We start from the raw sequence: 24,925 nt of genomic DNA, 5'->3' as shown, positions 1-24,925 counted from the left end.
AAAAGAGACTGGGAATTCGCTCCCCTTGAAGGGGAAGGGGAAATTCTAGTTTGCAGCATTTATTGAAATTCATAGGCAACCCTCGTTGCCTATAGAAACATGACGACTAATATTGAGAAAGCCCAACAGACTCTCTCGATGATGAATAGAATATTAGAAGCAGTAACCGGTAATCCTTATGGCCAAAAATAGTAAATCCATCCCAGCTCGCGGTTTGCGCGTTGCTGATCAAATCCAACGTGATTTATCCGAAATCATCTGGGCAGAACTCAAAGATCCACGTGTCGGCATGATCACGCTCACTGAAGTGCAATTGACGCCTGATTATGCGCATGCAAAAGTGTATTTCACGACCTTGGCAGACGATCCTGCCGCCATCAAGAATACCCTAGAAGGCTTAAACAAGGCAGCTGGATTCTTACGTAATCAGCTAGGTTTGAAATTGCGCATTCACACTTTGCCGCAATTACATTTCGTCCATGATACTTCCACTATGCGCGGTATCGCTATGTCGAAGTTGATCGATGAGGCTAACGCGACTCACGTTCCAGAGGATAAGAGCGACAACGAAGACTGATTCGGTTCTTAAGAAGCTGGAACCGCAAAGGCGTAGAGACTGCAGTTTTCGTAGGGCGGGTGAAACCCCGCGCTGATCAGGTGCTCGATAGGCTGGCGGCGCGGGGTTTCACCCGCCCTAAATTCCTTATGAATCCTGAGTAGAAACTTTTTGAAATTCCAATTCTAGTCTGCATATGAACCAACCCGTCAAGAAAAAAACACGCCTACCCATCAATGGCGTGCTGTTATTAGATAAGCCCGTGGGGTGGTCGAGCAATGATGCGCTAATCAAATCTAAGCGATTACTCAATGCAATTAAAGCTGGACATACCGGTACTTTAGATCCGTTTGCTACGGGCCTGTTGCCATTGTGTTTTGGTGAGGCGACCAAGTTTTCCGCAGATTTATTAGAGGCAGATAAAACCTACCAAACCGTCGTGCATTTGGGTGTGAGCACTAATACAGGTGACACCGAAGGTGAGGTTATCCAAACCCGCGAAGTGAATGTGAACGAAGCGCAAATTCACGCTGTTTTAGAACAATTCAAAGGTGATATTCTGCAGGTGCCACCTATGTATTCGGCACTTAAACGTGACGGTAAACCGCTTTACGAATATGCACGCGAGGGGATCACACTAGAACGTGAAGCGCGTCCGGTGACGATTCATTTGCTTGAGTTCGTTAAATACGAAGCGCCATTCTTAACCTTAAACGTATGCTGCAGCAAAGGCACCTATATTCGTGTCTTAGGTGAAGACATTGGTAATGCCTTAGGTTGCGGTGCTCATTTAAATGCTTTGCGCCGCACTCATGTTGGTCATCTCATTTTAGAAAATACCGTAACGCTCGATCAATTAATAGAAATGAGCGAAGAGCAACGCCATGCCTTGTTAGCGCCTGTCGATGCATTGTTGTCGAGTTTTCCTGAGGTGCTGTTAACATCAGAGTTGTCTAAGCGCTTTTTGCAAGGCCAACGGATTTCCTTGGCGAAGGAAGCTGTCGCCCATCCTAGTGAGCTTGGTCGCGTGCGAGTTTATCGCATTGATCCTGAACAAACGTCGAAACAATTACTTGGCTCGGCACAATTGCAAGAGTTTGGTGTATTGGCACCAGAGCGTTTGATTTCCACCGTTGATCAACACTGAACTTTCCTTGACTTTGCATTCACGGGTAAAATAGGTGGACTGATTCCCGATGAAAGCATCCCATGTTCCAAGAAATTATCCGCTTCTGGTTCGAAGAAATCGACAGCAAGCAATGGTGGAGTGTTGATCCTGAGTTTGATCAATTGATACAAAAGCGTTTTCACAGCGTGATGCTACAGGCCGCCGCGGGTGAGCTCGACGAATGGCGTGGTGATGACCATGGTCGTTTGGCAGAGATCATCGTCTTGGATCAGTTTTCGCGTAATGTGTATCGCAACACGCCGCAAGCATTTGCGCAAGATGCGATGGCCTTGGTGTTGGCGCAGGAGGCGATTAGAGTGCAAGCGGACCATGGCTTAACGCCTATCGAAAGAAATTTCTTGTACATGCCTTTCATGCATAGTGAATCTCGTGCCATTCACGCTTATGCTGAGAAGCTGTTTCATGAACATGCCCCTCAAGGTAATTACGAATTCGAGTTAAAGCATAAGCGCATCATCGATCGTTTCGGTCGCTATCCGCATCGCAATGCCATCTTGGGACGCGAATCAACAGCTGAAGAAATCGAGTTCCTGAAAGAAGCTGGGTCTAGCTTTTAAGTTTTGTTCGTTTTAGTTCAGTAGGAGAAAGCGATGATTCGTACCAAACTTCGACAAACTCTTGTTGCGCTTGGATTAATCGCACTTGGTAGTGCAGGTACTTTACTTGCGCAAGCTCTGAGCGATTCACCGCAGCGCCAAGAAAAACAAAGAGTTGAATTGCAAGGACCAAATGGCACTCCCACTGGGATGGAAGTGATTTCTTCAGTTGCCGAATACAAACCAGGTGAGGGTATCGATCTGCATTTGCATCATGGCATAGAAGCACTGCATGTCTTGCAGGGTGCACAAATTCAGATGCAAGGGAAAGAGCCACAAACGCTGCCTACCGGTGCTAGCCTCATGAATCCACGCATGGTGCAACATGGTGGATTCAAAGTCATTGGCGATACATCTTTGAAGTTATTCACGGTCCATATAGTAGACAAAAGCAAACCGCTTTACGATAGGTCTTTGGGGCTCGTCGGAAGTAAATAAGTGGTGCTTGGTTTATCAGCGTGACTTGTGTAGGATGCGCATTCTCCTATGTTAAATTTTCTTCATGCATTCTACTTACGATCAAAGCTCTAGCCAACTGAGTCTAATTCACGCATATTCAAGCCATCGTAACTTTGGTATCGACCTGCTGCGCGGGTTTTCCATTTTATTCGTCGTCATTCATCATCTTGCCATGAGTTTTCGCTTGCCTTTGAAACCGAGCTTAGTTGGTGAGTTCCTGGGTAAGCGCGTTATTAATGGCATCAGCTTTAATGGCTATGAATCGGTGTTTCTGTTTTTTGTGTTGTCGGGTTTCCTCATTACGCAGCGTTGTTTGCAAAGCTATGGTGAGCTGAGTGCGATCAATTGGCGGCAGTTTTATCTGCAGCGCTTTAGTCGTATCTTTCCTCTTCTCGCACTTTTACTCATCGTTCTGAGTCTCATGCACTTATTCGGTGTGGATGGCTATGTGGTGCACGAGAAAGGCCAGACTTTGGGGCGCGCTTTGTTGTCTGCTTTAGGTTTGCATTTGAATTGGTACGAAGGGCAAACAACTTGGTTGCCGGCGGCTTGGGATGTCTTGTGGTCTTTGTCAATCGAAGAGGTTTTCTATCTCGCGTTTCCGCTGATGTGTATTTTCTTACCTCGACGCTGGTTGGTAGTAGCTTTATTGGTCTTGGCATTCTCCTTGCCTTTGACGCGTGAAGCCATCGTTGGCAACGAAATCTGGAAAGAAAAAGCCTATTTGCCAGGCATGTCGGCCATTGCTTTCGGTGTGTTGACGGCACTTTTGGCGCAGGTCTGGAAAACCAGCGAACAGTTTGCACGTTCGATTGCTGTCTTAGGTGGCATAGGACTGATCGCGATTTATTTCTTTGGCAGTGAAGTGTGGAAGGTGATTCATGGTTACAGCATGTTGATCTTGTGCCTGTCCGCTTGCCTCTTGGTGTTTGCCGCTCAGCGTCTCGCGCCGCGTCCGCGTTGGGGCTGGCAATGGTTGGCGAAGATGGGTTATTTGAGTTATGAAGTCTACCTGAGCCATATGTTCATCGTCTTATCGGTTTGTACTGCCTATCGTGCCTATTTTGGTGAGAATATGCGGTGGACGTTTGTGGTGTATGTACCAGTGGTCGTAGGCTGTTTGGTGCTCGGTTTGCTGCTGGAGCGCTGGGTGAGTACGCCCGCTATGCAATATTTACGCTCCCGTGCATCCAAATATGAGCTTGATAAGTAGAGATTAATTTCGAAAAAGTAAAGTTCTGAGGAGAATGTTGATGCGCACAAGCTTAGTTTGGATTTTGATCGCTTTACCAAGCTTGATTGCTAGCCTGTTCTTGATGCGCCTGGCGAGTGTCGGACTGTCATTGCAAGTACAGCAGATTGTTGTGGCCTTGGTAGGTATAGCCTGCGTGTTATGGATGGGCAAAGCGCGTCGTAATCAAGATGGTGAAAGTAGTTCATCGGTGCCTCGGCAAATCCGCAATTCTGTCTCGGTGCTCGCTTTAATGATGATCGGTTTAGCTGCTTGTTTCGGATTTTCTGAAGCAGGAGATCCAAGTCGATGGCTTAAGTTCGGAGGTCTACGCTTGTACTTTTCAGCCGCTGTTTTGCCTGTCGCTTTGTATTTGTTCGCCAGACTTCATTGGCGCCTGCATTTTTCGGCGTATGCCAATGCAGGCCTGATGGTAGCGTTAGCAGCACTACTTGCTCTGCAACCAGATGTCTCACAACTGATTGCCTTCGCACTAGCTGTGTTGTTCATCGTGTGGCATCGTAAGGGTAGCTTCGTGCTGAAAGTAGCGATCAGTATTTTGATGGGACTGTTGTGTTATTGGTGTTGGCAACAACCAGATCAGCTGCAGCCCGTGCCTTATGTCGAAGGCGTGATTCAGTTGGCGAGCAGTGCGGGAGTCTTGCCGGTGCTAACAGCCGTATCGAGCATAGTGCTGATTCCCATTGGTCTATTTTTTGTCGGCATCAAGCGCGGTTCGCCAGAATTGATACCGATCGCGTTTTACTACATCGTGATTATGATATGCGCATATTTGGGTTTGACGCCTATGCCCTTAATGGGCTTTGGTGCTGGACCGGTGCTGGGGTATTTTCTGTTAATTGTGGTGCGTCGAAATTCTTAGAAACGCCATTTTTATTCCTCGAAAAAAAAGCGCAAAGAATTCGAATTTCTTTGCGCTCCTCAATCTCGCTATTACTTTTTTAGCCAACCGCCTTCACCACCATCCCAGCAGGCGTATCCTCAACCTCAAACCCCGCAGCCTTAATCGCATCACGCAAACGATCCGACTCGGCCCACATTTTGTTTTGACGCGCGATCTTGCGTTGTTCGACCAGTTCTACAATGTGCGCAGGGATTTCGGTTTTCTTCGGTTCCCAGGCTTTCAAATTCAAACCTAACATTTGATCGAAGTAATCGAGCGTGGCTTTTTTGTCGGCGTCACTTACGTTGGATTTCAACATTTCCCACATGACCGCAATCGCCTTTGGTAGATTCAAATCTTGGTCGACCTCGGCTTTGAAACGGTCTGCGTAGTCTTGATTGATGCTGCCGCCTGCAGGCAAATTAAAGTAGGTTTCGCGTAGGCGATTCAAGCCAGTTTGTGAGGCTTTTAAGGATTCCCAGCTGAAGTTGAGTTGGCTGCGATAGTGGGCAGACAAACATAACCAGCGATAGGCGAGTGGGTCGATGTTGTCGTCGATCAGTGTTTGCAAGCGTAAAAAGTCGCCGCTGGATTTGGACATCTTGCCGGCGTCGATTTGTAAGAAGTAGCCATGCATCCAGAAGTTAGCTAAACGTGTACCGTGGCAAGCTTGATTTTGTGCGATCTCATTGCTATGGTGAATTGCGATATGGTCTTCGCCGCCGCAGTGAATATCAAACCAAGGTTCCAAATATTTTGCCGACATGGCCGAGCATTCAATATGCCAGCCAGGGAAACCACGACCCCATGGGCTGTCCCATTCCATTTGACGCGTGCTGCCTTCAGGGCTGAATTTCCACAGTGCGAAGTCGGTTGGGTTTTTCTTTTCGCCGATTTCTACACGTTTGCCGGCTTCTAAGCCTTCGCGGTTGAGGCGAGCGAGATAGCCGTAGTCGTCTTGTTTCGAGGTGTCGAAATAGATGCCATCGGAGGTGCGATAGGTGTAGCCTTTTTCTTCGATGACGCTGATGAAATCAATTTGTTCGACAATATGGTCGGTCGCTTTACACCAGATTTTTGGTTCTAAAATATTTAAGCGTTGCACATCTTCTTTGAACGCGACCGTGTATTTCTCTGCGATTTCCCAAGCCGTTTGGCCAGTGCGGCGCGAGCCTTTTTCCATCTTGTCTTCGCCGTCATCACCGTCCGACACCAAATGGCCGACGTCCGTAATATTAACCACGTGACGTACGTTGTAACCGTTGAGCTCTAAGGCGCGACGTAAGACGTCTTCGAATAAATAGGTGCGTAAATTGCCGATATGCGCAAAGTCATACACGGTAGGGCCGCAACAGTACAAACCAACCCAGTCCTGGTGAATCGGAGTGAAAGGGCGCAGGGAACGTTCCCAGTTGTCGTAGAGTTGCATGTCGATTTAGTAATAGTTGAAGTAAAAAAATCAGGAATTGATATGAAATTGAGGCTTCTTTGCTATTTGCAATAGCGCACTCATCGGGTTCAAATCCTGCCAAAATTGCGGAAGCCTTAGCTAGACCAGTATTATCGCCGAATTCCTTATTGAATTCTGCATGAAAGTTAACTTAAAGGTTTAGAGGACAGCAATGAATTTGAGTTTTCTACAAAATGTTGACTTGAAAAATAGAATGCCATACGCATGATGTAAATCAGGTACGGATTCTAGGCGTTTCTTATCAAATCATCGCAAACAATTTGCTTTGTTTGTTCAAAGCGCTACACTGAATTTATGCCCTCAGGCAATTTTTTTGCGACAAAATCCAATATAGCGAAAAGATGCAATGACATGTAATAAACAGGTAGGAGACACCTATGATAGCGCTATATCCCGAAGTAACGCCTGACGAATTTCGCGCACACTGTCAGTCACAGGATCAAATGCAAGCACGTAGCGTGTTACTTTTTTTTATGTGGGCGACTTGGCCCTTGTTGTATATCGATTTTTCGCTCCTTGGCTGGACGCAGAATTTTTGGATTATGGTGTGCTTGCGTGGTGTAATGTGGGTCGTCAGTTGGTATTTGTTGCGACCAGTGAAGTCGGCTCAAGAAAGACGCGCTGACAATAAGTTCAGACGCCCATTATTAGAAAAGCACTTGTACCGTTGGACTGTTGCGGTGATGTTGGTGCAATTGTCTGGCAATGTCATCGCACCAGTCTACTATCTCGGTCATTTTTTTATTGATGCCTGGATCTGTTTGATGGTATCAATTGCGTTACCTTTGCGCAATGTGCGACTACGGCAACTGCTGATAGCCTATTTCTTTGCTTGCGTCACTTTATCTTTGACCAAGACTTTTCCCTCTACGGCATTTCAATTGACGGTGTTGACCTCACTGTTACTCAGTGCCTATTCAGGGCAAGTATTAGCAGCGCAACGGCAGGTTTATCGTAAGAAAATCTTGAGTGCGGAATTGGAATTGCAGCGCAAAGAAAATACGGATCCTTTAACGGGTATTGCCAATCGTCGTGAGTTTTTGCGTGTCACTGATAGTGAGTTGCAAAGACATCTGCGCTTGGGAAAACCACTTTCTTTACTGATGTTAGACCTTGATCATTTAAAACAAATCAATAGCGAATATGGAGCAAGTGCTAGTGACATGGTTTTGGTGGAAGTGAGCAAGCGCATGCGTCGTGCTACTCGCAGTTACGATTGTCTGGCTCGCTATGGCTCTGAAGAGTTTAGCGTGCTCCTGCCTGAAGCGAATGAAGAAATTGCCGAGAAGATTGCAGCACGCGCCCAGGCGACGATTGTCGCCATGCCAGTCGCTGCCTCGGGTAAAGAATTAAAAGTTAGCGCCAGCGTCGGTGTTGCCACGATGTTGGAAGGTGACACGATAGAAAGTATGTTACGTCGTGCCGAAGATGCTTTGCATAAGGCACAGCATGTTGCTAGACAAACTTTGACGCCATCCAGCCCTGAACAAGAAATATTTGCCTAAATCGCAAGTAGTCAATCAGATTTAGTTGATTCTGATGTTTTTACTTGATTCCCATCTCTTAGCTTTGAATCTGCCGGTGCTCTTTTGGGTACTGGCATTTTATTGCACACGTCCCGTGGCGCAACAGGTCTCTAAAATTTTCTTGTTTATAAAATATTTTTGTTTGATACTTGGGTTGGTTGTAATAATTCAAGTAAAGAATTAAGCAAGATTTTTATTCTTCCTTTGCTCCTATTGAGGCTATATGCCCATTCGAAAAATAGACTCAAACCAACTATGCGCGTTGATCATGCTCGTTTGCGGCCATTATTTTTTTGCGCCGCCTTCAAGAGCAATAGATTTACCGAATGAGCAAACGATTGATGTTGCAGATGTCCGAGTCGAAAGTTTTGTCTGGACCAATGCCGTGGATCGCCAAACGAGACAATTTCAAGATAAATTAGTTCAACCGGTTCGAAGCAGAAAAGCATTTTTGTGGATGCAATTACAGGGCTCTGCTGCCTTATTGGCTCGACTGCAAAATAGCACTAAAGGCAGTATGCCGATACGACACGAGTGGTACAAATATCAAAGCGATGCTATTGAAGCTGAAAGTCCCGATACGCTGGATTTGGCGGTCGATTTAGCTGTTGGTAGAAAAGAGTCACTACAAAAATTAGCTTTTGAAGTCGATGCAACGGGTGCGTTTCGTTGGCGAGTGTGGAGCGGAAAGCAGCAGTTGACACCAGGTTGGTGGCGGGTTGATTTGGTGTACAGCTCAGGTGCTCCCGTTATTTGCCCAACGCCAGACAATAAGTTAAGACCTTGTAAATTTGTGATAGAGATAAAAAGATGAGCGATGAAATCCAAACAGTGGCAGCCGTTGTCGCATCACCCTCAGGTGATGATCTACAGTCGAAAAATACGGTAGAGAAAACGAATGTTGATAGGCAGAATAATGCTAGTCTCGGTACAGCGATTCGTGAATCGCAGATATTACTGGCATTCGCATCACAAAATGGAACGGCGCTAGATGAATCTGTTATTAAAGTGATTGTTTCTAGCGGTAGTTTGTATACGTTAAAGCAAATGAGCGATGAAGCCGAAACCGCATTTTGGCTCGCGTTCAATACGCTAGCAAGAGCCGTGGCGCCCGTCTCGGTGAATAGTTTGCAATCGATACTCGATCCTGACGAAATAGAAACACGTGTCGTATTCGGGATGACACTCAAAAAAATTTCCTTGGCACGCAGCGCGGTACGTTGGTACACCATATTAGCAATAGGTACTTTATGTGCTTTGTTGACCATACAAATCTATTGGCTGTTTGGTAGCAAAATTACGACCGATGTCCAAAAAATCTCAGAGAAATATGCCGACTCTTCAGCCAAGTGGACAGCTGCGAAGTTGCAGGCACTGAACGCAACGAATGCCGTGAACGCGAATTCAGGGGAGGGCGTTTTAAGCAGTGGGAATGCGGCGCAAGACACCATTAATCTTAGTCTCAAAGCGCAAGTCGAGAGCTATGGGTTTCAAAAAGATTCTAGTTATGAATCGCTGTATGTGTGGAGTCGTATTTGGGCCATGTTTTTGCCCAACCCACAGATAGAAGTCGACAATCCCGCTGAGAAGAAAATCTACCTCAATTCTATTTTGTTGCAGTCGTCTAATCTCTTATTGGATGCATTGCAACGCTATCTTTTGCCTCTGCTGTACGGACTTTTAGGCACCTGTGTTTATGTTTTGCGTACCTTGGCAGTTGAGATTACCGCCCGTACTTATTCAGAGGCGTCGAATGTTGGCTTTCGTATTCGCCTTTACCTCGGTACGCTGGGCGGTATGGTGTTTGCTTGGTTTGTGATCCCTGAAAATAGCGATGGCGGCATATTCAAATCTTTATCGCCGTTTGCATTGGCATTTTTAGCTGGCTATAGCGTGGAAATTCTGTTCGCTGCGATGGATAGATTTCTAGTTGCTTTCACCAGCAAACCGTCATAGTTCATGAGGGTTTAGTTTAGTTCCTTTCCCAAAAAATCCCAAACACTAGCGTCCGACATCGCAGCAACATTCAAACGCATTTTCGTCGAGGGCAATTGATGCGGTGAAAACAGACTGCCGGGTGCGAGTAAAAATCCTTTTTCAAAGGCTTTTTCAGTTAGGGCGATGGTGTCATTGCACGTGTCCACCCACAAGAACATGCCAGCGGGGGTGCGGTATTCTACTTTCATTCCTAATTTTTCGACACGAGCCGTAACTTCATTGCGCGCCGTGTCTAGTTTGCCGCGTATACGATCGACGTGCTTGCGATAATGGCCTTCTGATAAAATTTTATGAACCACACGCTCACTGATTTCATTCGTGGTCAGGCTAGAAAGCATCTTGCGGTCGGACAGGCGGATCGCGGTTTCATGCGATGTTGCGATAAATCCCACACGTAAATTGGCTGCCAGAGTTTTGGAAAAGCCACCTAAGTAGATGACACGATTGAGCTGATCCAAAGCAGACAGGCGGGTCGCTGGCTGCACCGTAGAACCTGGATGCATATCGCAATAAATATCATCTTCTACAATCATGAAATCATGTAGTTCGGCGGTTTTCAGAACTTGAAAAGCTTTCGCAGCCGACAGTGAAGTGGAGGTCGGGTTGTGCAATACCGAATGAATGATGTACAGCTTGGGTTTATGTAACGCAGCCAATTCAGCAAGTTTGGCAACGTCAGGGCCATCGTGCAAGCGCGGGATACCGATAACTTTGGTACCCAAGGTAGCGAAGGTGCCAAACATTAAGAACCAGGCCGGATCATCGACAAAAATGGTGTCGCCAGGTTGAGTAAACTCACGTGCAACTAAATCAAGTGCTTGCGTGACACCATTGGTGGTGACGATTTGCTCGGGGGAAGCGGCTATTTCCAATTCAGCCAATTTCAATTGCAGTTGCTGGCGAAATGGCAAAAATCCTTGTTGAGTACCGTAATGGAGTAGCAAACTCTGATTTAGACGACTTACCGCACGCAGGCCGTTGGCAACTAATTCTCCGTCTAACCATTCATGCGGTAATAAGCCTGAGCCGGGCATCTTCTGTTGCGGTAATTGGCGTAGCATATTGCGAACTAACCACACCACATCGGGTTGTTGCGAGGTTGGAATGTTGCGTGTATTGCTATTATCTGTCACACCGCTGTTAAGCAATGAAGCGCGTTCACGTACAAAAAAACCAGAGCCTCTACGGGACTCTAAGTAGCCATTGGCGACTAAACGATCATAGGCTTCGACTACCGTAAAGCGCGACACTTTTTGCTCGTCGGCGAACTGGCGTATAGACGGCATGCGTGAGCCGGTACGCAGCAATTTGTCGTCTATACGGCAAGCCACCGAGCGTACGATTTGTTCCACCAGAGAGCCACCCGAGTCGCGGGATACCATGGAACCGATTGTTAAATTGGAGCTTGAACGCATTTTGAGCGACCTTACGATTTTTTAATTTTGTGAATTTAATATCACAATCCGAACAATTCTTTGACGAAGTCTTGTGTAATGGTAAAAGTGCCATGACAGTGTGAAATCTATTTCGTAAATTGTATTGGTACTGTATTGGTGTTTACGGTTAGGATAGCATAATAAGTTGTCGTCTCTGAATGGTTCAGTAGTGCAGTAGCATAAAAAAGGATTACATCAGATTTGTCGCTATTACTTGGTTTTATTTTATCTGCTTACAAAAAAGCGCCAAAATAAAAAATATTTGATTGGTTTTTGATTGTTTTTAGGTTCCGCTGTGGTCTTGCCCGAGCTTGCGCCTTACAATGTTGGTGGTTGCTGTAGAGGCATTTTTGAATTGCCGCACACGTCTGCGGAATCACTTTGTTGAGGAATATTTATGTCAGTTTACGAAAAATTAAAAGCTTTGAATATTGAATTGCCAGCCGTCGCTGCACCAGCTGCCGCGTATGTAATGCACGCACAGACTGGCAATACGGTATTTTTGTCCGGCCATATTGCCAAAAAAGATGGCAAGGTCTGGGTTGGACAATTGGGTAAAACGATGGAAACAGCCGAAGGCAAAGAAGCGGCGCGTTTGATTGCAATTGATTTGTTGGCGACCTTGCAAGACGCCTGCGGTGGAGATTTGACCCGCGTTAAACGTATTGTGAAATTGATGAGTCTGGTAAATTCAACGTCAGAGTTTACTGAGCAACATTTAGTCACGAATGGTGCTTCTGAATTGATCGGTGAGATTTTCGGTGAACAAGGCAAACACGCACGCTCTGCTTTCGGCGTGGCTCAAATTCCTTTGGGCGCTTGTGTAGAAATAGAAATGATCGTTGAGATCGCCTAAGTGTCAATTTTTATTGGCTGAATTTTGTCTGAAAATTGCATTTGTGCAGTTCAGCAAAATAAATTGTTTTAAAACTTTTTTTGAAGTGAATCCAGTATGAGCCTGCAAAATTTAAAACCGATAGAGTGGAAATTTTCTGAACGCGCTGAGCAGTTACAAAGCTCGGCAATTCGTGAAATTCTTAAAGTAACGATGCGTCCAGAAGTGATTTCGTTTGCAGGTGGCTTGCCTTCTCCAGAAACCTTTCCTGTAGAGCGTATGCGTGCGGCCTTCGACAAAGTTTTGGCTGAAAATGGCAAGACTGCCTTGCAATACGGCACAACTGATGGTTATGCACCTTTACGCGAATTTATCGCAAAGTCTTTATCGACTTCCGATTGCACCATTACCGCGGATCAGATCATGATGGTGTCGGGTTCTCAGCAAGGCTTGGATTTGTTGGCGAAAGTTTTGGTCGATGAAGGTAGTAAAATTTTGGTAGAGACACCAAGTTACCTCGGAGCGCTGCAGGCTTTCTCGGTGTATCGCCCGGAGTTTGTTTCTGTTGATATGGATGAGAATGGCGTGGTGCCCGCATCGGTCGCAGCCAAAGGTGAAGGCGCCAAGTTGTTTTACGCTTTGCCTAATTTTCAAAACCCTACCGGGCGTACTTTGTCTTTAGAGCGTCGTAAAGAATTGGTGGAAACCTGTGCACGCATGGGCATTCCATTGATAGAAGATAATCCTTATGGCGATCTTTGCTATAGCGGTGAACCTTTACCTAAGCTCTTAAATATGAATCCCAATGGTGTCATTTACCTAGGTTCATTTTCTAAGATTTTGACACCGGGTATACGTTTGGGTTACATGGTGGCACCGGTGCCTTTGATTCGTAAACTGGAACAGGCGAAACAAGCGACTGATTTGCATACCTCGACTTTGACGCAGATGGCGGTGTACGAAGTGATTAAAGATGGTTTCTTGGACGAGCATATCCCTAGCATTCGTCGCTTTTACTCAGCACAATGTGATGTGATGTTAGCCGCCATGACTAAGCATTTCCCAGAAGGCGTCAGCTGGACTCGTCCTATTGGGGGCATGTTTATTTGGGTGACTTTACCTAAGCATATTCATAGCAAAGAGTTGTTAGAAGAAGCGATTGCGAATAATGTTGCCTTCGTGCCTGGCGGTCCGTTTTATGCGAATGAGGCTGAAACCAATACTTTCCGTCTGAGTTTTGTCACAGTGTCGCCTGAGAAAATTAACGAAGGCGTAGAGAAGATCGGCAATTTGATTAAAGCGCGCATGTAATCTGCAACAATAGACCCATAGATGCGTAAGCATTTGGCTCCATTGCACAATAAAAAAGGCTAGTCGAAAAAAGACTAGCCTTTTTTATTGTGCAGATTTCGTCATGGTTATACTCGCGCTTATCAAGACCAGATGAGTTATGTTTGCTACAGTCTTTGCTATTGCTGCATCCTATTCTTTAAATTGATACTGATTACTGATACGAAGGAAATAATATGACGAGCTCCATCGGTGGTTCAAACGCCGCAACTGAATTAGCCAGCATCGTTAAAGACCTGTCTCATGTTCGTCCCATTACGAATGATGAGCGTCAACAAAGGCGTGATAAGGCTTCAGCCTTAATGCAAGAGCGTGGTATTGCTGCATTGATTATGAGTGCGAGTACCAGCTTGTACTATTTTACCGGGTTGTCCTGGTATCAAAGTGAGCGTTTGGTAGGCGCAGTATTGACACGGAATGGCAAATTGACTTTTATTAGTCCCGCATTTGAAGATTCCAAATTGCGCGAAACCCTCGGTGATCAAGCGGAGATTCGCCTGTGGGAAGAAGACGAAAGTCCATATACTTTAGTCGCACAAGTTTTGCAAGATGAGGGTTTGAGTGGCACGGTCGCTCTGGATGAAGCTGCACCGTTTTTTATCGCGGATGGTCTGCGCCAAGCGCTGACTTCGCATACTATCGTGAATGGGATGGTGATCACGGCTGAATGCCGTATGCATAAATCTGCGAACGAAATTGCTCTGATGCAGGCGGCTAAAACCATTACCTTAGAAGTACAAAGACGCACCGCAAAAATTCTACGTGAAGGTATTTCATCAGTTGAAGTTGCCGATTTCATAAATCAAGCACATCGTGCTTTTGGTGGGAGCAGTTCGACCTTTTGTATTGTCAGTTTTGGTTTGCCAACATCGATTCCACATGGCCCGGATGGCGTGCAATACTTGAAAGAGGGCGATATGGTGCTGATCGATACCGGTTGCATGATAGAGCGCTACCATTCCGATATTACGCGTAGTTATGTATTTGGCGAACCGACTGCGCGTCAGCGCAGTATGTGGGATTTAGAAAAAGCTGCGCAAGCTGCCGCTTTCGATGCGGCAAAAATTGGTGTGCCTTGCGAACACGTTGATGCTGTTGCACGTCGTGTGTTAGACGCAGCAGGTCTAGGTCCAGGTTACAAGACACCAGGTTTGCCACACCGAACGGGTCATGGGATAGGTCTCGATATTCACGAATGGACCTATCTGGTGAAAGGGAACAAAACCCCATTGGCAGCGGGTATGTGCTTTAGCAACGAACCCATGATTTGCCTGGATGGTGAATTTGGCATCCGCTTAGAAGATCACTTTTATATGACTGAACAAGGTCCCAAGTGGTTCACAGGACAGAGTTATGCCGTGGATGCGCCATTTGGGGTTTGACTTATTGCTCAAATGAAATCGCACTGTCAAAGCCTGCTGTCGCAGGCTTTTTTTGCTTCTAGTCATCCTTAACGGGTAAAATGCAGGCTTGCATTTTTTGAGCATTTTCCCATGAGTAAATTGTCTTTTGACCGTATTCTGCAATCGCAGGGTTTCGGCACCCGTAAGTACTGTCGTGAACTGATTGAAGATGGTGAAATTACCATCAATGGGGAAGTTCGTGATAACTACAAAGAATTAATTGAAACTCAAGGTCTGGTGTTTACGATTTTTGACGAAGAGTGGACCTACCGCGAGCATGTGTATTTATGTTTAAATAAGCCTGCCAATTTTGAATGTTCACGTAAGCCTTCGCATCACCCCGGTGTGCTGACTTTACTGCCGGAGCAATTGAGCTGGCGTGATGTGCAACCGGTTGGGCGCTTAGATCATGATACGACTGGAATGTTGTTGATGTCGGATGATGGGCCATTCATTCATGCACAGTCATCTCCCAAACGCCATATTCCTAAACTGTACGTCGCAACGACCGCCGAACCCGTGACTGCGGAACTTGTTGAAAAATTATTGTCTGGCGTGCAATTACATGACGAACCCGAACCTCTAGCCGCTCAAAGTTGTGTGCAGCTAGGTGAATTTCAGTTGCAAATTGTCTTGGAACAAGGAAAATATCATCAAGTAAAAAGGATGTTGGCGGCTGCAGGGAATCATTGTGCTGCATTGACCCGTACTGCCATTGGTCAACTGAATTTATCCAGTTTAGGTTTACAAGAGGGCGAGTGGTGTTATCTTGAGCCGGAACATTTGGCACTTTTAGTTTCGGATTCTGAGCAGTGATGTAGCAAGTCATAGAGATTTACTTAAAGTAGTTTCTTTAGCCCCTCCAGTTTCTGTTGATAAGGAATACATATGCTTGTGATCGCCGTAATGAATCCTAAAGGTGGAGTGGGTAAAAGTACGTTTTCTACCAATCTCGCTGGCTACTTTGCCGCACAAGGGCATCAGGTGATGCTTGGCGATGCTGATGTCCAGCACTCGTCACGTGCTTGGTTGGCCTTAAGGCCTGCCAGCTTGCCAGCGATTACTGGCTGGGAAATCTCCGATGGTCATATTGCAAAACCGCCTAAGGGCACTACGCACGTGGTGATTGATACCCCAGCAGGAATTAAGGGCAATAGACTGGATGCGATTTTGAAAATCGCCGATAAAGTCGTGGTTCCCTTGCAAGCGTCGATGTTTGATATTTTGGCGACAGAAGATTTTCTGAAAAAATTAGCTAAGCGTGACGATAGGTTTGAAGTTGGCGTGCTAGGTATGCGAGTCAATGCGCGCACAAAAGCCGCTGACCAGCTAACGCATTATGTGGCACAACTCGGCCTACCTGTTTTGGGCTATTTGCGCGATACGCAAAACTATGTTCAATTGGCTGCACATGGAGCAACGCTTTGGGATGTAGCACCGTCAAAAGTAGAAAAGGACTTAGCTCAATGGGAAGCGTTGTTACAGTGGGTCATTAAGAAGTAAATCCCATGCTACCCACTGAAAATGGATTGCGAGACTTAAAGCCGATTGACGAATTCAATCCGAGCTAAGGTAATACAAAAAATAAGATTGTAAAAATTCCTCACCTTTAAAAAGCAGGTTTAACCAAGCATGATGCTGTGTCTGTAAAGAATTCAGCCTGGCAGTTTGGTTTTACTTGTATAGAGATTACTTATGCATTTCACCATTTTCAAAACACCTGTCATTAATACGCTCATGCGCTGGATTTCAGCAGTGATTTTGCGTTTGCTTGGCTGGCGAGTCGACAGTGCCGCCGCCGACGTGCAGAAATGTGTCTTGATCGCGGCGCCACATACGAGCAATTGGGATTTTCCGATTGCTTTAATGCTTTGTTTTGTATTGCGCTTGGATGTTTACTGGATGGGTAAGGCGAGTCTGTTTCCACCTGTATTGGGTGCTATCATGCGATGGCTTGGAGGTATTCCAGTGGATCGTTCTCAATCAGGTAATCTGGTGCAGGGCACCATTGATGCATTTGCGCGAAGTGACAAACTGCTGGTGATTGTGCCGCCAGAAGGGACACGCGATAAGGTCACGCGCTGGAAAACCGGTTTTTATTATATTGCGGTTGGTGCCGGTGTTCCTCTGGGCTTGGCATACGTCGATTTTAAAGAAAAGATTGGCGGCGTTGGAAAACTATTCTATCCTTGCGGCAACATTGATGAAGATATGATTCTGATTAAGCAGTTCTATGCAAATTTCAGTGGGAAAAATCCGCAGCAGTTTGATTCAAATAATATTAATGTAAAGAAGTAAATGCTTATCGCCCAATCCTGAGGAGGATGGAAGTTGATCGTCAAAAAATCCGAAACGAGTAGCAAATCCAGTAAAAAAAGTGAGTCGCAAGACAAATTTACTGTCTATGCGGCTGTACTAGTTTTATTGTTATTTGCCGCATTAGCTTTTTTTATTTATCGAACACGTATTGGCGCAGACGTTGGTGTTGCGGCTACCTATATAGAATTGAAACAGACTATCGTGAACGATTCGGGTGTAGTGGCACGACTTTCGGTCACAGTGCAGGTAGCTGATGGCGATGAGGCTTGGCTTAAAGAAAATCAATCTCTATTAAATTCACATTTTCGTAAAGAATTAAGTACCACCGAGGCTGCGTCATTGCGCTCTATGGAGGGCAAGCTTGAATTGCAAAATGAATTAAAACGAAAGTTCAACTTGTTGTTAAAGACGGATAAGGTGCAGGCGGTGATGGTGACTGAATTATTGTTGCAAGATCAGCGCACAGACTAAAATGAACATCGTGGGAACTTGGGTGTAAGCGTTTGAATTTTTTTATAATTCAACTTGATCAAGTTTCTTGAATCGTATAGTCGCTTCTTCAATTAAGGTGTCGAGTGAGGCTTGGTCAAGGTTTAGTCCATTCCATGACACCACAGATACCGAGATAGCTAGCTCTTCTGATTCCGAATTGCGGCTCAACATATGGCTTACACCATCAGCCACATGAATCACCGAAGCTAAGAAACCAATTCCTGGTCGATCAGGATTATGGTGTCCGCCAATCGCATTTTTCATCACGTCTGAAAAATTCCATTCAACGGCCAATGCCTCTCCCACCGCCGCATGATCAATCCCCAATATTTTTCGTTCTGCTTCAAATTGAGTCGCTAAGGTCTCTTTGCGGTAGGTAATGACTTGTTCGAATTCACGTGGATACAAACTGACCAAAGCTAGTAAGCCTATGTCGTGTAAAAGGCCAGAAGTAAAGGCGACATCCTCATTAAAATTCATGCGACGTGCGATGAGTTTTGAAACAAAGGCAACGGCATTTGAATGGCGCCAAAAAGCCTTGTGATCAAATCCTTGGCAGTTATTTTCTGGAAAACAGCCCGATAAGGCCGCAGACAAGACCATCTGCTTTACAGTTTCTAAACCGAGTAAGGAAATCGCCTGCTGTATCGTGGTGACTTTGACTAAAGTCGAGTAAAACGGAGAATTCGCATAGCGCAAAGTTTTTGCAGTGAGTGCCAGATCCTGGGTGACTTTCTGTGCCAACAAATTGATATCGGTATCTTCTTGTTCGAGGCTGTTAAGCAATTCCATCACGATGGCAGGCAGCGTGGGAAGATCTTTTAGATTCTCGGTAACTTGCTGCAAGCTCAATTGGGTCATTTAAAGCTACTCCCTTTTTAAAGATAGAATCAGTACAAAGGCAGCTTGCCAGAAATTGAGACTTTAGTGCGTGGTTTTTAATCAAATTTTGCAGATTGTTGTAATCTTTTGCTTCATATTAATGTATTAAAGCGCTTCATCAAGTTTGGATACCAAGCGCTTTTCTGAAATACTCGCTTTAGCTCGCTCCAACATATCGATTGCTGCCGGCCCGCGCAATAAGGTTACTGCAACTGCCAATGCATCGATGTAGGTCAAATGCGCTAAGCGTGAGGTCATCGGTGTATAAATATCAGGATCTTCCTCGACGTCCACACTGATATGAACATCCGCCAGTTCTGCCAAAGGTCCGCCACTTGCGCACAGGACTAAAACTTTGGCACCGGTATCTTTTGCTAGTTGCACACTGCGGATTAAATCGCGGGTACGACCAGTGCGTGAAAAAGCCACCACCAGACAATCGCTATTGAGTAAGCTCGCCGATTGTGCCTGCAAATGGGCATCGCAAAATACCGTGGTTGGAATGCCGAAACGGAAGAATTTTAATTGCGCATCAATCGCTAAAGCACCCGAATAGCCAAGACCGTAACACTCAATACGACGAGCGCGAGATAATAAATTGACCGCTGCTTCGAAGCTCGCGCTATTGGCGGTATTGCGTGCTTCCATCAAGGTGGCTATGGTGCGGTCAAATACTTTCGGTAATACATCTTTCACCTGATCAGCTTGATTTACGTCGAGATGTAAATAGGGAATGCCGGTTGCCAGACTTTTTGCGAATGCGAGCTTGAATGATTTGAAACCATCAAAACCCAAAGATTGCGCAAAACGAGCGACGGTCGGTTCACTCACATTGCAAACTTGAGCCAATACGCGGATCGACATCTCTAAAGCGTCGTGCGGTTTTTGCAAAAGGAAATCTGCCACTTGTCGTTCTGCCCGGCTTAATGCGGTGCTAGCGACGCGTATGCGTGCTAACAATCCCTTTTCAGGCGGATTGTTGGTCGAAGTGTTTTTTGTCGAAAGAACGTTGACCATATTGTGATTGCCTCTAGCGTTTCTGTTTTTGCCGCTTATGTTTTCTTATGGGGTAAACATAAGTGAATACTTTCTGAACTCTACGCTTTATGAGCGCAATTTCAGCCTATTTTTAGCGAAGTTACGGGCACCAAAAAACTTCAATCTTACACTGTGCCTGCTTTAATAAGTTGGTAATTGGCAAGTTGCTTGTTAAGGCGTTTTCCAGCACTTGACGTTTTTCATCACCTGTAATCACTAGCCAAATTTTTTCTGTCTGCAGTAAACGTGGCAAAGATAAAGAAATCCGAGTTTGATGTGTTTGCGGATGCACTGCTGCCAAACAATCTAAACCATCGGCTTGTGTCGGTGCACCAGGAAACAACGAGGCTATATGACCATCTGCCCCCATTCCCAGCAACACCGCGCTAAAACGCCCCGGAATTTGTTGATGCAATCGTTCGTTGATTGCTTCCATGGCGACTTCTGGCGTGTTAGCAGCATTTTTCAACGACACTAAGTTCCATTGCTTGCCGTAGCTAAGAGGTAGACATTTTTTGAATAGCCCCTCATTGCTTTGTGGATCATTATCATTGACCCAGCGCTCATCGGTAGCCGCTAGGCGCACGTCGGATGGCGCGCGCTTTGCCAAGGCTTGATCCAGTTCGCGGTACACCGGTGCTGGGGTTGAGCCTCCGGCCAATGCAAATGCGGCAGGGCACTTAGCCGTCACTGCTGTATCGATTAGCCCGACCCATTCGTTGACCAGTGACGTTGTTAATTCGCTGAAATTTTCGAAACAATTAAATTGTATGTCTGAAAAACCTATCGCGTTGCTCACTTTTTGTCCTTTAGTCTCCATCATTGCTTCCATGTTCTGCTCAGCCTTCCACATACTCTTCGCCCCACGCTGCGCCGTTTTGCGCCAACAAATAGCTAGCTGCGGCCGGACCCCAGCTGCCCGCGATATAGGATTTCAATCCTTCCGCATCGTTCTCCCAGGCGGACATAATCGGGTCGATCCATTCCCATGCTGCACCCAATTCATCATCGCGCACAAACAAAGTCAGATCGCCATGTAAAGCGTCAAGCAATAGGCGTTCATAGGATTCCACACGACGTAAATTGGACGCTTCAGCAAAATCCAAATTCAAAGCGACATCGGATAATCGTATGCCTTCACCGGGTTCTTTGGCCTTCATGAACAACTGCACGCTTTCTTCCGGTTGCAAAGTGATGACTAGACGATTGGAGCGCAAAGGGCCTTGGCCTTTGCCGAAAATCGAATACGGAATTGGCTTGAAATTAATGGTAATTTCCGCGCAACGACTCGCCATACGTTTGCCAGTGCGCAGGTAGAAGGGGACACCCGCCCAACGCCAATTATCAATCTCAGCGCGAATCGCGACAAAGGTTTCGGCACGGCTGGAAGTTGGTACACCTGGCTCATGTTGATAGCCAATCACGGGCTTGCCATCGACTGCACCAGCGCGATACTGACCACGTACAGTTTTCTTCGCAACGTCATCAGCCGTAAATTTGCGCAAGGCGCGTAAGACTTTCACTTTCTCATCACGGATCGCATCTGGATTGGCGTTGACTGGCGGTTCCATCGCCACGATAGAAACCAATTGTAATAAATGGTTTTGCACCATGTCACGCAAAGCACCGGTTTTGTCATAGAAATCACCGCGTGTTTCTACGCCGACTTGTTCGGAAATCGAAATTTGTACGTCTTGTATCCACTTACGATTCCACAATGGTTCGAGGAAGGAGTTGGCAAAACGTAGTGCGAATAAGTTCTGTACCATTTCTTTACCGAGGTAATGATCGATACGATAGATTTGATTTTCGTTCAGATAGGTGCGCAGAGCGGAATTGATATCCTTGGCAGATTTTGCGTCGCGACCTAGAGGTTTTTCGACTACAACGCGGGCGTTGCCTTCCACCAAACCGTGCTTGGATAATTGCTCAACTACAGGAATGAAAATATCTGGGCCGATTGCCAGATAGAATAATTTTGCTTTAGTCGTATCTATATTTACACGCGCCTTTAAGGCGTCAAAATCAGTCGGCACTTTCGCATCAATCTTGGAGTAACCAGTCAGCGCTAAGAATCCAGCTAACTGTTCTGGTGTGCCATTCGCTTTCGCTGCATAAGTTTCTATGCTCGCTGCAACGCGGGTACGAAAATCATCGTCGCTCAGTGCCTCACGTGCTGCGCCAATAAAACTGAACTCGGGATCAAGACGTCCATTGACGAACGCGCTGTACAGTGCAGGAATGATCTTGCGTTTTGCCAGATCGCCAGTACCGCCAAACAATACAAAAGTAGTCATGTGGACTCCGAATAATTTTAATGGGTGAAGAAATTTTAAAAACTTCCCGACACAGAGACTTGGAAGAAAAACGAGAGAAGTTAGAGAATAAATTCATATTGCGTTTCTCCTACTTTTCTCAGTGCCTTTGTGTTGAGAAGTATAAATTTTTGATGCTTATTAACGTCATAAATTATGCCATAGCTTAAACCATATTTCGTCAAAAATGTAGTTTCATTACGATATTTTTGATGGTTTTTAGGTTTTAATAAGAAAAATTTCGTATTTCTGAAAGTTTGTTACAGTTTTTTTCTGTTTTTGTGCTATCTTTCAATTATTCGAATTAGATACCCCCACAAAACTATGACGACTTCTGGACAAAAAACAAATCAAGTTGCAATCAACGCGGTGGTTGATGCAGTCACTCAACGTATTATTGAGCGCAGTAAGACTCTGCGTGCGGAGTATTTGGCGCGCTTAGACCAATTGCGTAGCCGCGGTCCGCGTCGCGCAAGTTTGTCGTGTGCCAATCAAGCACACGCCAATGCGGCGGCAGATAGTAAGACCAAAATCTGGTTGAATCAGGCTCAGAAACCAAACATCGGTATCGTGACGGCCTACAACGATATGCTGTCTGCACATCAGCCTTACGCGGTTTATCCCGATCAAATTAAAGAAGCGGCCTTGCGATTCAATGCAACCGCGCAAGTCGCTGGCGGCGTTCCTGCTATGTGTGACGGTGTTACTCAAGGTCGCCCGGGCATGGAATTGTCCTTGTTCTCGCGTGATGTGATAGCGCAAGCAACCGCGGTTGCCTTGTCCCACGATGCCTTCGATGCGACCTTGTGTCTTGGTATTTGCGACAAAATCGTTCCAGGTTTATTGATTGGTGCTTTGGCCTTTGGGCATTTGCCGACGATTTTTATTCCGGCCGGCCCTATGGGTTCTGGTTTGTCGAATAAAGACAAAGCTGCTGTTCGTGAACGCTATGCTCAAGGTAAGGCAACCAAAGAAGAATTGCTCGCTGCAGAAAGCGCTGCCTATCATAGTGCGGGTACTTGTACTTTCTATGGCACGGCCAATAGTAACCAAATGTTGTTGGAAGCCATGGGCTTGCATTTGCCAGGTGCCGCTTTCGTTCATCCATCTGAACCTTTGCGCCATGCATTGACGGATGCGGCGGTGGAACAAGTATTGAAATTGACCGAAGCTGGTGGTGACTATCGTCCTATCGGTCATGTTGTGAATGAAAAGACTATCGTCAATGCCGTCATTGCTTTGTTGGCGACTGGTGGCTCTACCAATCATACGATTCATTGGGTTGCGGTAGCGCGCGCAGCTGGCATTCTTATTGACTGGGAAGATTTTGATGAATTGTCTTCCGTGATTCCATTGTTGACGCGGATTTATCCAAATGGTACCGCTGATGTGAATGCCTTCGAAGACGCCGGTGGCCCTACCTTTGTGATCCGTGAGCTGTTATCGCAAGGTTTGATGCACGCCGATGTCATGACCGTTTTTGGCAATCAAGGTTTGGCGTCGCACACAACGCGTCCAGAATTGCAAGACGGAAAGGTTGCTTTCATTGCTAATCCAGAAAAATCCAGTGATCCAACTGTCGTTCGTAATGTGGATGAGCCATTTGCTGCAACCGGTGGTTTGCGTTTGTTGCAAGGCAATTTAGGTCGTGCGATTGTTAAAGCATCTGCAGTGCCAGAAGATGCCTGGATCGTGCGTGCTCCAGCCAAAGTATTTGAATCGCAAGACGCCTTAGTGGGTGCCTACAAAGCAGGGCAATTGAATCAAGATTTCGTAGCGGTCGTGATCTTCCAAGGTCCACAAGCGAACGGTATGCCAGAGTTACATCATTTCACCCCAGTGCTTGGTAGCTTAATGTCGGCTGGCTACAAAGTCGCCTTGGTGACTGATGGTCGTATGTCAGGCGCGTCAGGCAAAGTTCCGGCTGCCTTGCATGTGAGTCCAGAAGTTGCGCAAGGTGGACCACTTGGTAAAGTACGCGATGGCGACATGATTGAATTGAATGTGCACACGGGCGAATTGCGTGCTTTGGTCGATGATGCAATTTGGGCAGCGCGGACTAACCCAACTGTCAGTATCGATAGTAGTTATGGTTATGGAAGAGATTTGTTCGTCGCGCAACGTCGTGTTGTGACATCGCCAGAGCAGGGCGCTTCGACTTTGTTCGTTTGATTTTAAGAAAATCCATCGTAATTTTAAATTTGATAATTTACCGTTTAGAAGTGAGCCCAAGATGACTATGACGACCGCCGCGATTATTTCCCAACTAGCACAAGTACGTGTGCTACCTATTTTGGTGACAGATGACGTGGATCAAGCAATTCGTTGCGTGACAACGCTCGCTGAAAATGGTTTGCCAGCCGTCGAAATTACACTGCGCACACCGAATGCATTGACGGTCTTGCGTGAAGTCGTGAAAGCTTGCCCAACAGTGACGGTCGGTGCGGGCACGATTTTGACGCCAGCGCAACTCGATGCGGTACGTAATACCGGTGCTGCATTTGGTATCAGTCCTGGGATCACGCCTGTATTGGCAAAAGCGGCTGCCGAATCGGGTTTGCCTTATTTTCCTGGCGTCGGTGGTGCAAGCGATTTGATGCTGGCATTGGAACATGGCTTTAAGGTCGTCAAGTTGTTCCCTTCCGATATCGTTGGTAGCGTGAAGATGGCAAAAGCACTCGGCGGCCCATTCCCCGACGTGAAATTTTGTTTGACTGGCGGCGTCACGGTGGAATCGACGCCAACCTTATTGCAGCAATCCAATGTTTTGTGTGTGGGTGGCTCATGGATGTGTCCCGCGAATTTGATCAGCAGCAATGACTGGGCAGCAATTGGACAATTGGCAGCGCAGGCAGCAGCGGCAGGTAAGTAAATTTCAGTAGTTTGGTTCTCAATTCATTTTTCTCAGGTTGTTTGATCATGGCT

General features: G+C 46.1%; 24 protein-coding genes. 18 read left to right on the top strand and 6 right to left on the bottom strand.

Going from position 1 to position 24,925, the window contains the following annotated elements; genetic code table 11:
* Positions 1-178 precede the first annotated feature (178 nt).
* The 6 genes from rbfA to ACO0KZ_RS00600 all read left to right on the top strand — a co-directional run bounded on the left by rbfA (position 179) and on the right by ACO0KZ_RS00600 (position 4,914).
* Positions 179-577, top strand: a complete 399-nt coding sequence (rbfA, locus tag ACO0KZ_RS00625; RefSeq protein WP_422991693.1) for a 30S ribosome-binding factor RbfA — start codon at positions 179-181, stop codon at positions 575-577.
* Positions 578-752: 175 nt separating this feature from the next.
* Entirely contained in the window at positions 753-1,703 is a 951-nt protein-coding gene (gene truB / locus ACO0KZ_RS00620; RefSeq protein WP_422991691.1) for a tRNA pseudouridine(55) synthase TruB, read from the top strand.
* A gap of 62 nt (positions 1,704-1,765) precedes the next feature.
* Entirely contained in the window at positions 1,766-2,302 is a 537-nt protein-coding gene (locus ACO0KZ_RS00615; protein ID WP_422991689.1) for a DUF924 family protein, read from the top strand.
* A gap of 33 nt (positions 2,303-2,335) precedes the next feature.
* Positions 2,336-2,779 carry a cupin domain-containing protein gene (locus ACO0KZ_RS00610; RefSeq protein WP_422991687.1) on the top strand — a complete coding sequence of 148 codons (444 nt, stop codon included), beginning with the start codon at positions 2,336-2,338 and terminating at the stop codon, positions 2,777-2,779.
* 64 nt (positions 2,780-2,843) lie between these two features.
* Positions 2,844-4,013 carry an acyltransferase family protein gene (locus ACO0KZ_RS00605; RefSeq protein ID WP_422991685.1) on the top strand — a complete coding sequence of 390 codons (1,170 nt, stop codon included), beginning with the start codon at positions 2,844-2,846 and terminating at the stop codon, positions 4,011-4,013.
* Positions 4,014-4,053: 40 nt separating this feature from the next.
* The gene (locus tag ACO0KZ_RS00600; RefSeq protein WP_422991683.1) at positions 4,054-4,914 is read left to right on the top strand and encodes a hypothetical protein; all 861 of its coding nucleotides are present in this window, start codon (positions 4,054-4,056) and stop codon (positions 4,912-4,914) included.
* A 79-nt stretch (positions 4,915-4,993) separates the two neighbouring features.
* Here the strand turns inward: ACO0KZ_RS00600 and cysS are convergent, their stop codons facing one another.
* Complete coding sequence (gene cysS, locus ACO0KZ_RS00595; protein WP_422992750.1) at positions 4,994-6,370, bottom strand: cysteine--tRNA ligase; 1,377 nt, start codon at positions 6,368-6,370, stop codon at positions 4,994-4,996.
* A 413-nt stretch (positions 6,371-6,783) separates the two neighbouring features.
* On the opposite strand from cysS, the gene ACO0KZ_RS00590 reads away from it, so the two are divergent.
* The 3 genes from ACO0KZ_RS00590 to ACO0KZ_RS00580 all read left to right on the top strand — a co-directional run bounded on the left by ACO0KZ_RS00590 (position 6,784) and on the right by ACO0KZ_RS00580 (position 9,888).
* A complete protein-coding gene (locus ACO0KZ_RS00590; RefSeq protein WP_422991681.1) occupies positions 6,784-7,911 on the top strand; it encodes a GGDEF domain-containing protein in 1,128 nt (375 codons plus the stop codon).
* A gap of 244 nt (positions 7,912-8,155) precedes the next feature.
* Positions 8,156-8,746: a hypothetical protein gene (locus ACO0KZ_RS00585; RefSeq protein ID WP_422991679.1), complete on the top strand. Its 591-nt coding sequence runs from the start codon at positions 8,156-8,158 to the stop codon at positions 8,744-8,746.
* A complete protein-coding gene (locus tag ACO0KZ_RS00580) occupies positions 8,743-9,888 on the top strand; it encodes a hypothetical protein (protein ID WP_422991677.1) in 1,146 nt (381 codons plus the stop codon). The genes ACO0KZ_RS00585 and ACO0KZ_RS00580 overlap by 4 nt, the downstream gene beginning before the upstream one ends.
* A gap of 11 nt (positions 9,889-9,899) precedes the next feature.
* Here ACO0KZ_RS00580 and ACO0KZ_RS00575 read toward each other — a convergent pair whose 3' ends face one another.
* Complete coding sequence (locus ACO0KZ_RS00575) at positions 9,900-11,345, bottom strand: PLP-dependent aminotransferase family protein (RefSeq protein WP_422991675.1); 1,446 nt, start codon at positions 11,343-11,345, stop codon at positions 9,900-9,902.
* 418 nt (positions 11,346-11,763) lie between these two features.
* Between ACO0KZ_RS00575 and ACO0KZ_RS00570 the strand changes: the two genes are divergently transcribed.
* The 7 genes from ACO0KZ_RS00570 (at position 11,764) to ACO0KZ_RS00540 (ending at position 17,744) form a co-directional block, all read left to right on the top strand.
* Positions 11,764-12,222, top strand: a complete 459-nt coding sequence (locus ACO0KZ_RS00570; protein WP_422991673.1) for a RidA family protein — start codon at positions 11,764-11,766, stop codon at positions 12,220-12,222.
* Between the two features lie 96 nt (positions 12,223-12,318).
* On the top strand, positions 12,319-13,512 hold the full coding sequence (locus tag ACO0KZ_RS00565) for a PLP-dependent aminotransferase family protein (RefSeq protein WP_422991672.1): 1,194 nt from the start codon (positions 12,319-12,321) through the stop codon (positions 13,510-13,512).
* A gap of 215 nt (positions 13,513-13,727) precedes the next feature.
* On the top strand, positions 13,728-14,933 hold the full coding sequence (locus ACO0KZ_RS00560; RefSeq protein WP_422991670.1) for a M24 family metallopeptidase: 1,206 nt from the start codon (positions 13,728-13,730) through the stop codon (positions 14,931-14,933).
* Between the two features lie 111 nt (positions 14,934-15,044).
* Complete coding sequence (locus ACO0KZ_RS00555) at positions 15,045-15,770, top strand: pseudouridine synthase (RefSeq protein WP_422991668.1); 726 nt, start codon at positions 15,045-15,047, stop codon at positions 15,768-15,770.
* A gap of 72 nt (positions 15,771-15,842) precedes the next feature.
* Positions 15,843-16,457 carry an AAA family ATPase gene (locus tag ACO0KZ_RS00550; RefSeq protein WP_422991666.1) on the top strand — a complete coding sequence of 205 codons (615 nt, stop codon included), beginning with the start codon at positions 15,843-15,845 and terminating at the stop codon, positions 16,455-16,457.
* Between the two features lie 192 nt (positions 16,458-16,649).
* Positions 16,650-17,252 carry a lysophospholipid acyltransferase family protein gene (locus ACO0KZ_RS00545; RefSeq protein ID WP_422991664.1) on the top strand — a complete coding sequence of 201 codons (603 nt, stop codon included), beginning with the start codon at positions 16,650-16,652 and terminating at the stop codon, positions 17,250-17,252.
* A 33-nt stretch (positions 17,253-17,285) separates the two neighbouring features.
* Positions 17,286-17,744: a flagellar basal body-associated FliL family protein gene (locus ACO0KZ_RS00540; RefSeq protein ID WP_422991662.1), complete on the top strand. Its 459-nt coding sequence runs from the start codon at positions 17,286-17,288 to the stop codon at positions 17,742-17,744.
* 42 nt (positions 17,745-17,786) lie between these two features.
* On the opposite strand, the gene ACO0KZ_RS00535 is transcribed toward ACO0KZ_RS00540, so the two are convergent.
* The 4 genes from ACO0KZ_RS00535 to zwf all read right to left on the bottom strand — a co-directional run bounded on the left by ACO0KZ_RS00535 (position 17,787) and on the right by zwf (position 21,982).
* Positions 17,787-18,626 carry an HDOD domain-containing protein gene (locus tag ACO0KZ_RS00535; RefSeq protein ID WP_422991660.1) on the bottom strand — a complete coding sequence of 280 codons (840 nt, stop codon included), beginning with the start codon at positions 18,624-18,626 and terminating at the stop codon, positions 17,787-17,789.
* A gap of 126 nt (positions 18,627-18,752) precedes the next feature.
* The gene (locus ACO0KZ_RS00530) at positions 18,753-19,664 is read right to left on the bottom strand and encodes an SIS domain-containing protein (protein ID WP_422991658.1); all 912 of its coding nucleotides are present in this window, start codon (positions 19,662-19,664) and stop codon (positions 18,753-18,755) included.
* A gap of 121 nt (positions 19,665-19,785) precedes the next feature.
* Complete coding sequence (gene pgl / locus ACO0KZ_RS00525; RefSeq protein WP_422991656.1) at positions 19,786-20,538, bottom strand: 6-phosphogluconolactonase; 753 nt, start codon at positions 20,536-20,538, stop codon at positions 19,786-19,788.
* A complete protein-coding gene (gene zwf, locus ACO0KZ_RS00520) occupies positions 20,525-21,982 on the bottom strand; it encodes a glucose-6-phosphate dehydrogenase (RefSeq protein ID WP_422991654.1) in 1,458 nt (485 codons plus the stop codon). The genes pgl and zwf overlap by 14 nt, the downstream gene beginning before the upstream one ends.
* Positions 21,983-22,324: 342 nt before the next feature.
* On the opposite strand from zwf, the gene edd reads away from it, so the two are divergent.
* The gene (gene edd / locus ACO0KZ_RS00515; protein ID WP_422991652.1) at positions 22,325-24,172 is read left to right on the top strand and encodes a phosphogluconate dehydratase; all 1,848 of its coding nucleotides are present in this window, start codon (positions 22,325-22,327) and stop codon (positions 24,170-24,172) included.
* Positions 24,173-24,233: 61 nt separating this feature from the next.
* On the top strand, positions 24,234-24,872 hold the full coding sequence (eda, locus tag ACO0KZ_RS00510) for a bifunctional 4-hydroxy-2-oxoglutarate aldolase/2-dehydro-3-deoxy-phosphogluconate aldolase (protein WP_422991650.1): 639 nt from the start codon (positions 24,234-24,236) through the stop codon (positions 24,870-24,872).
* Positions 24,873-24,925: the final 53 nt, after the last annotated feature.

The organism is Undibacterium sp. Di24W, from assembly GCF_049340325.1.
GTDB lineage: Bacteria > Pseudomonadota > Gammaproteobacteria > Burkholderiales > Burkholderiaceae_D > Undibacterium.
Note: the sequence above shows the minus strand (reverse complement) of the source record. Positions and strands in the feature narration are given on the sequence as shown.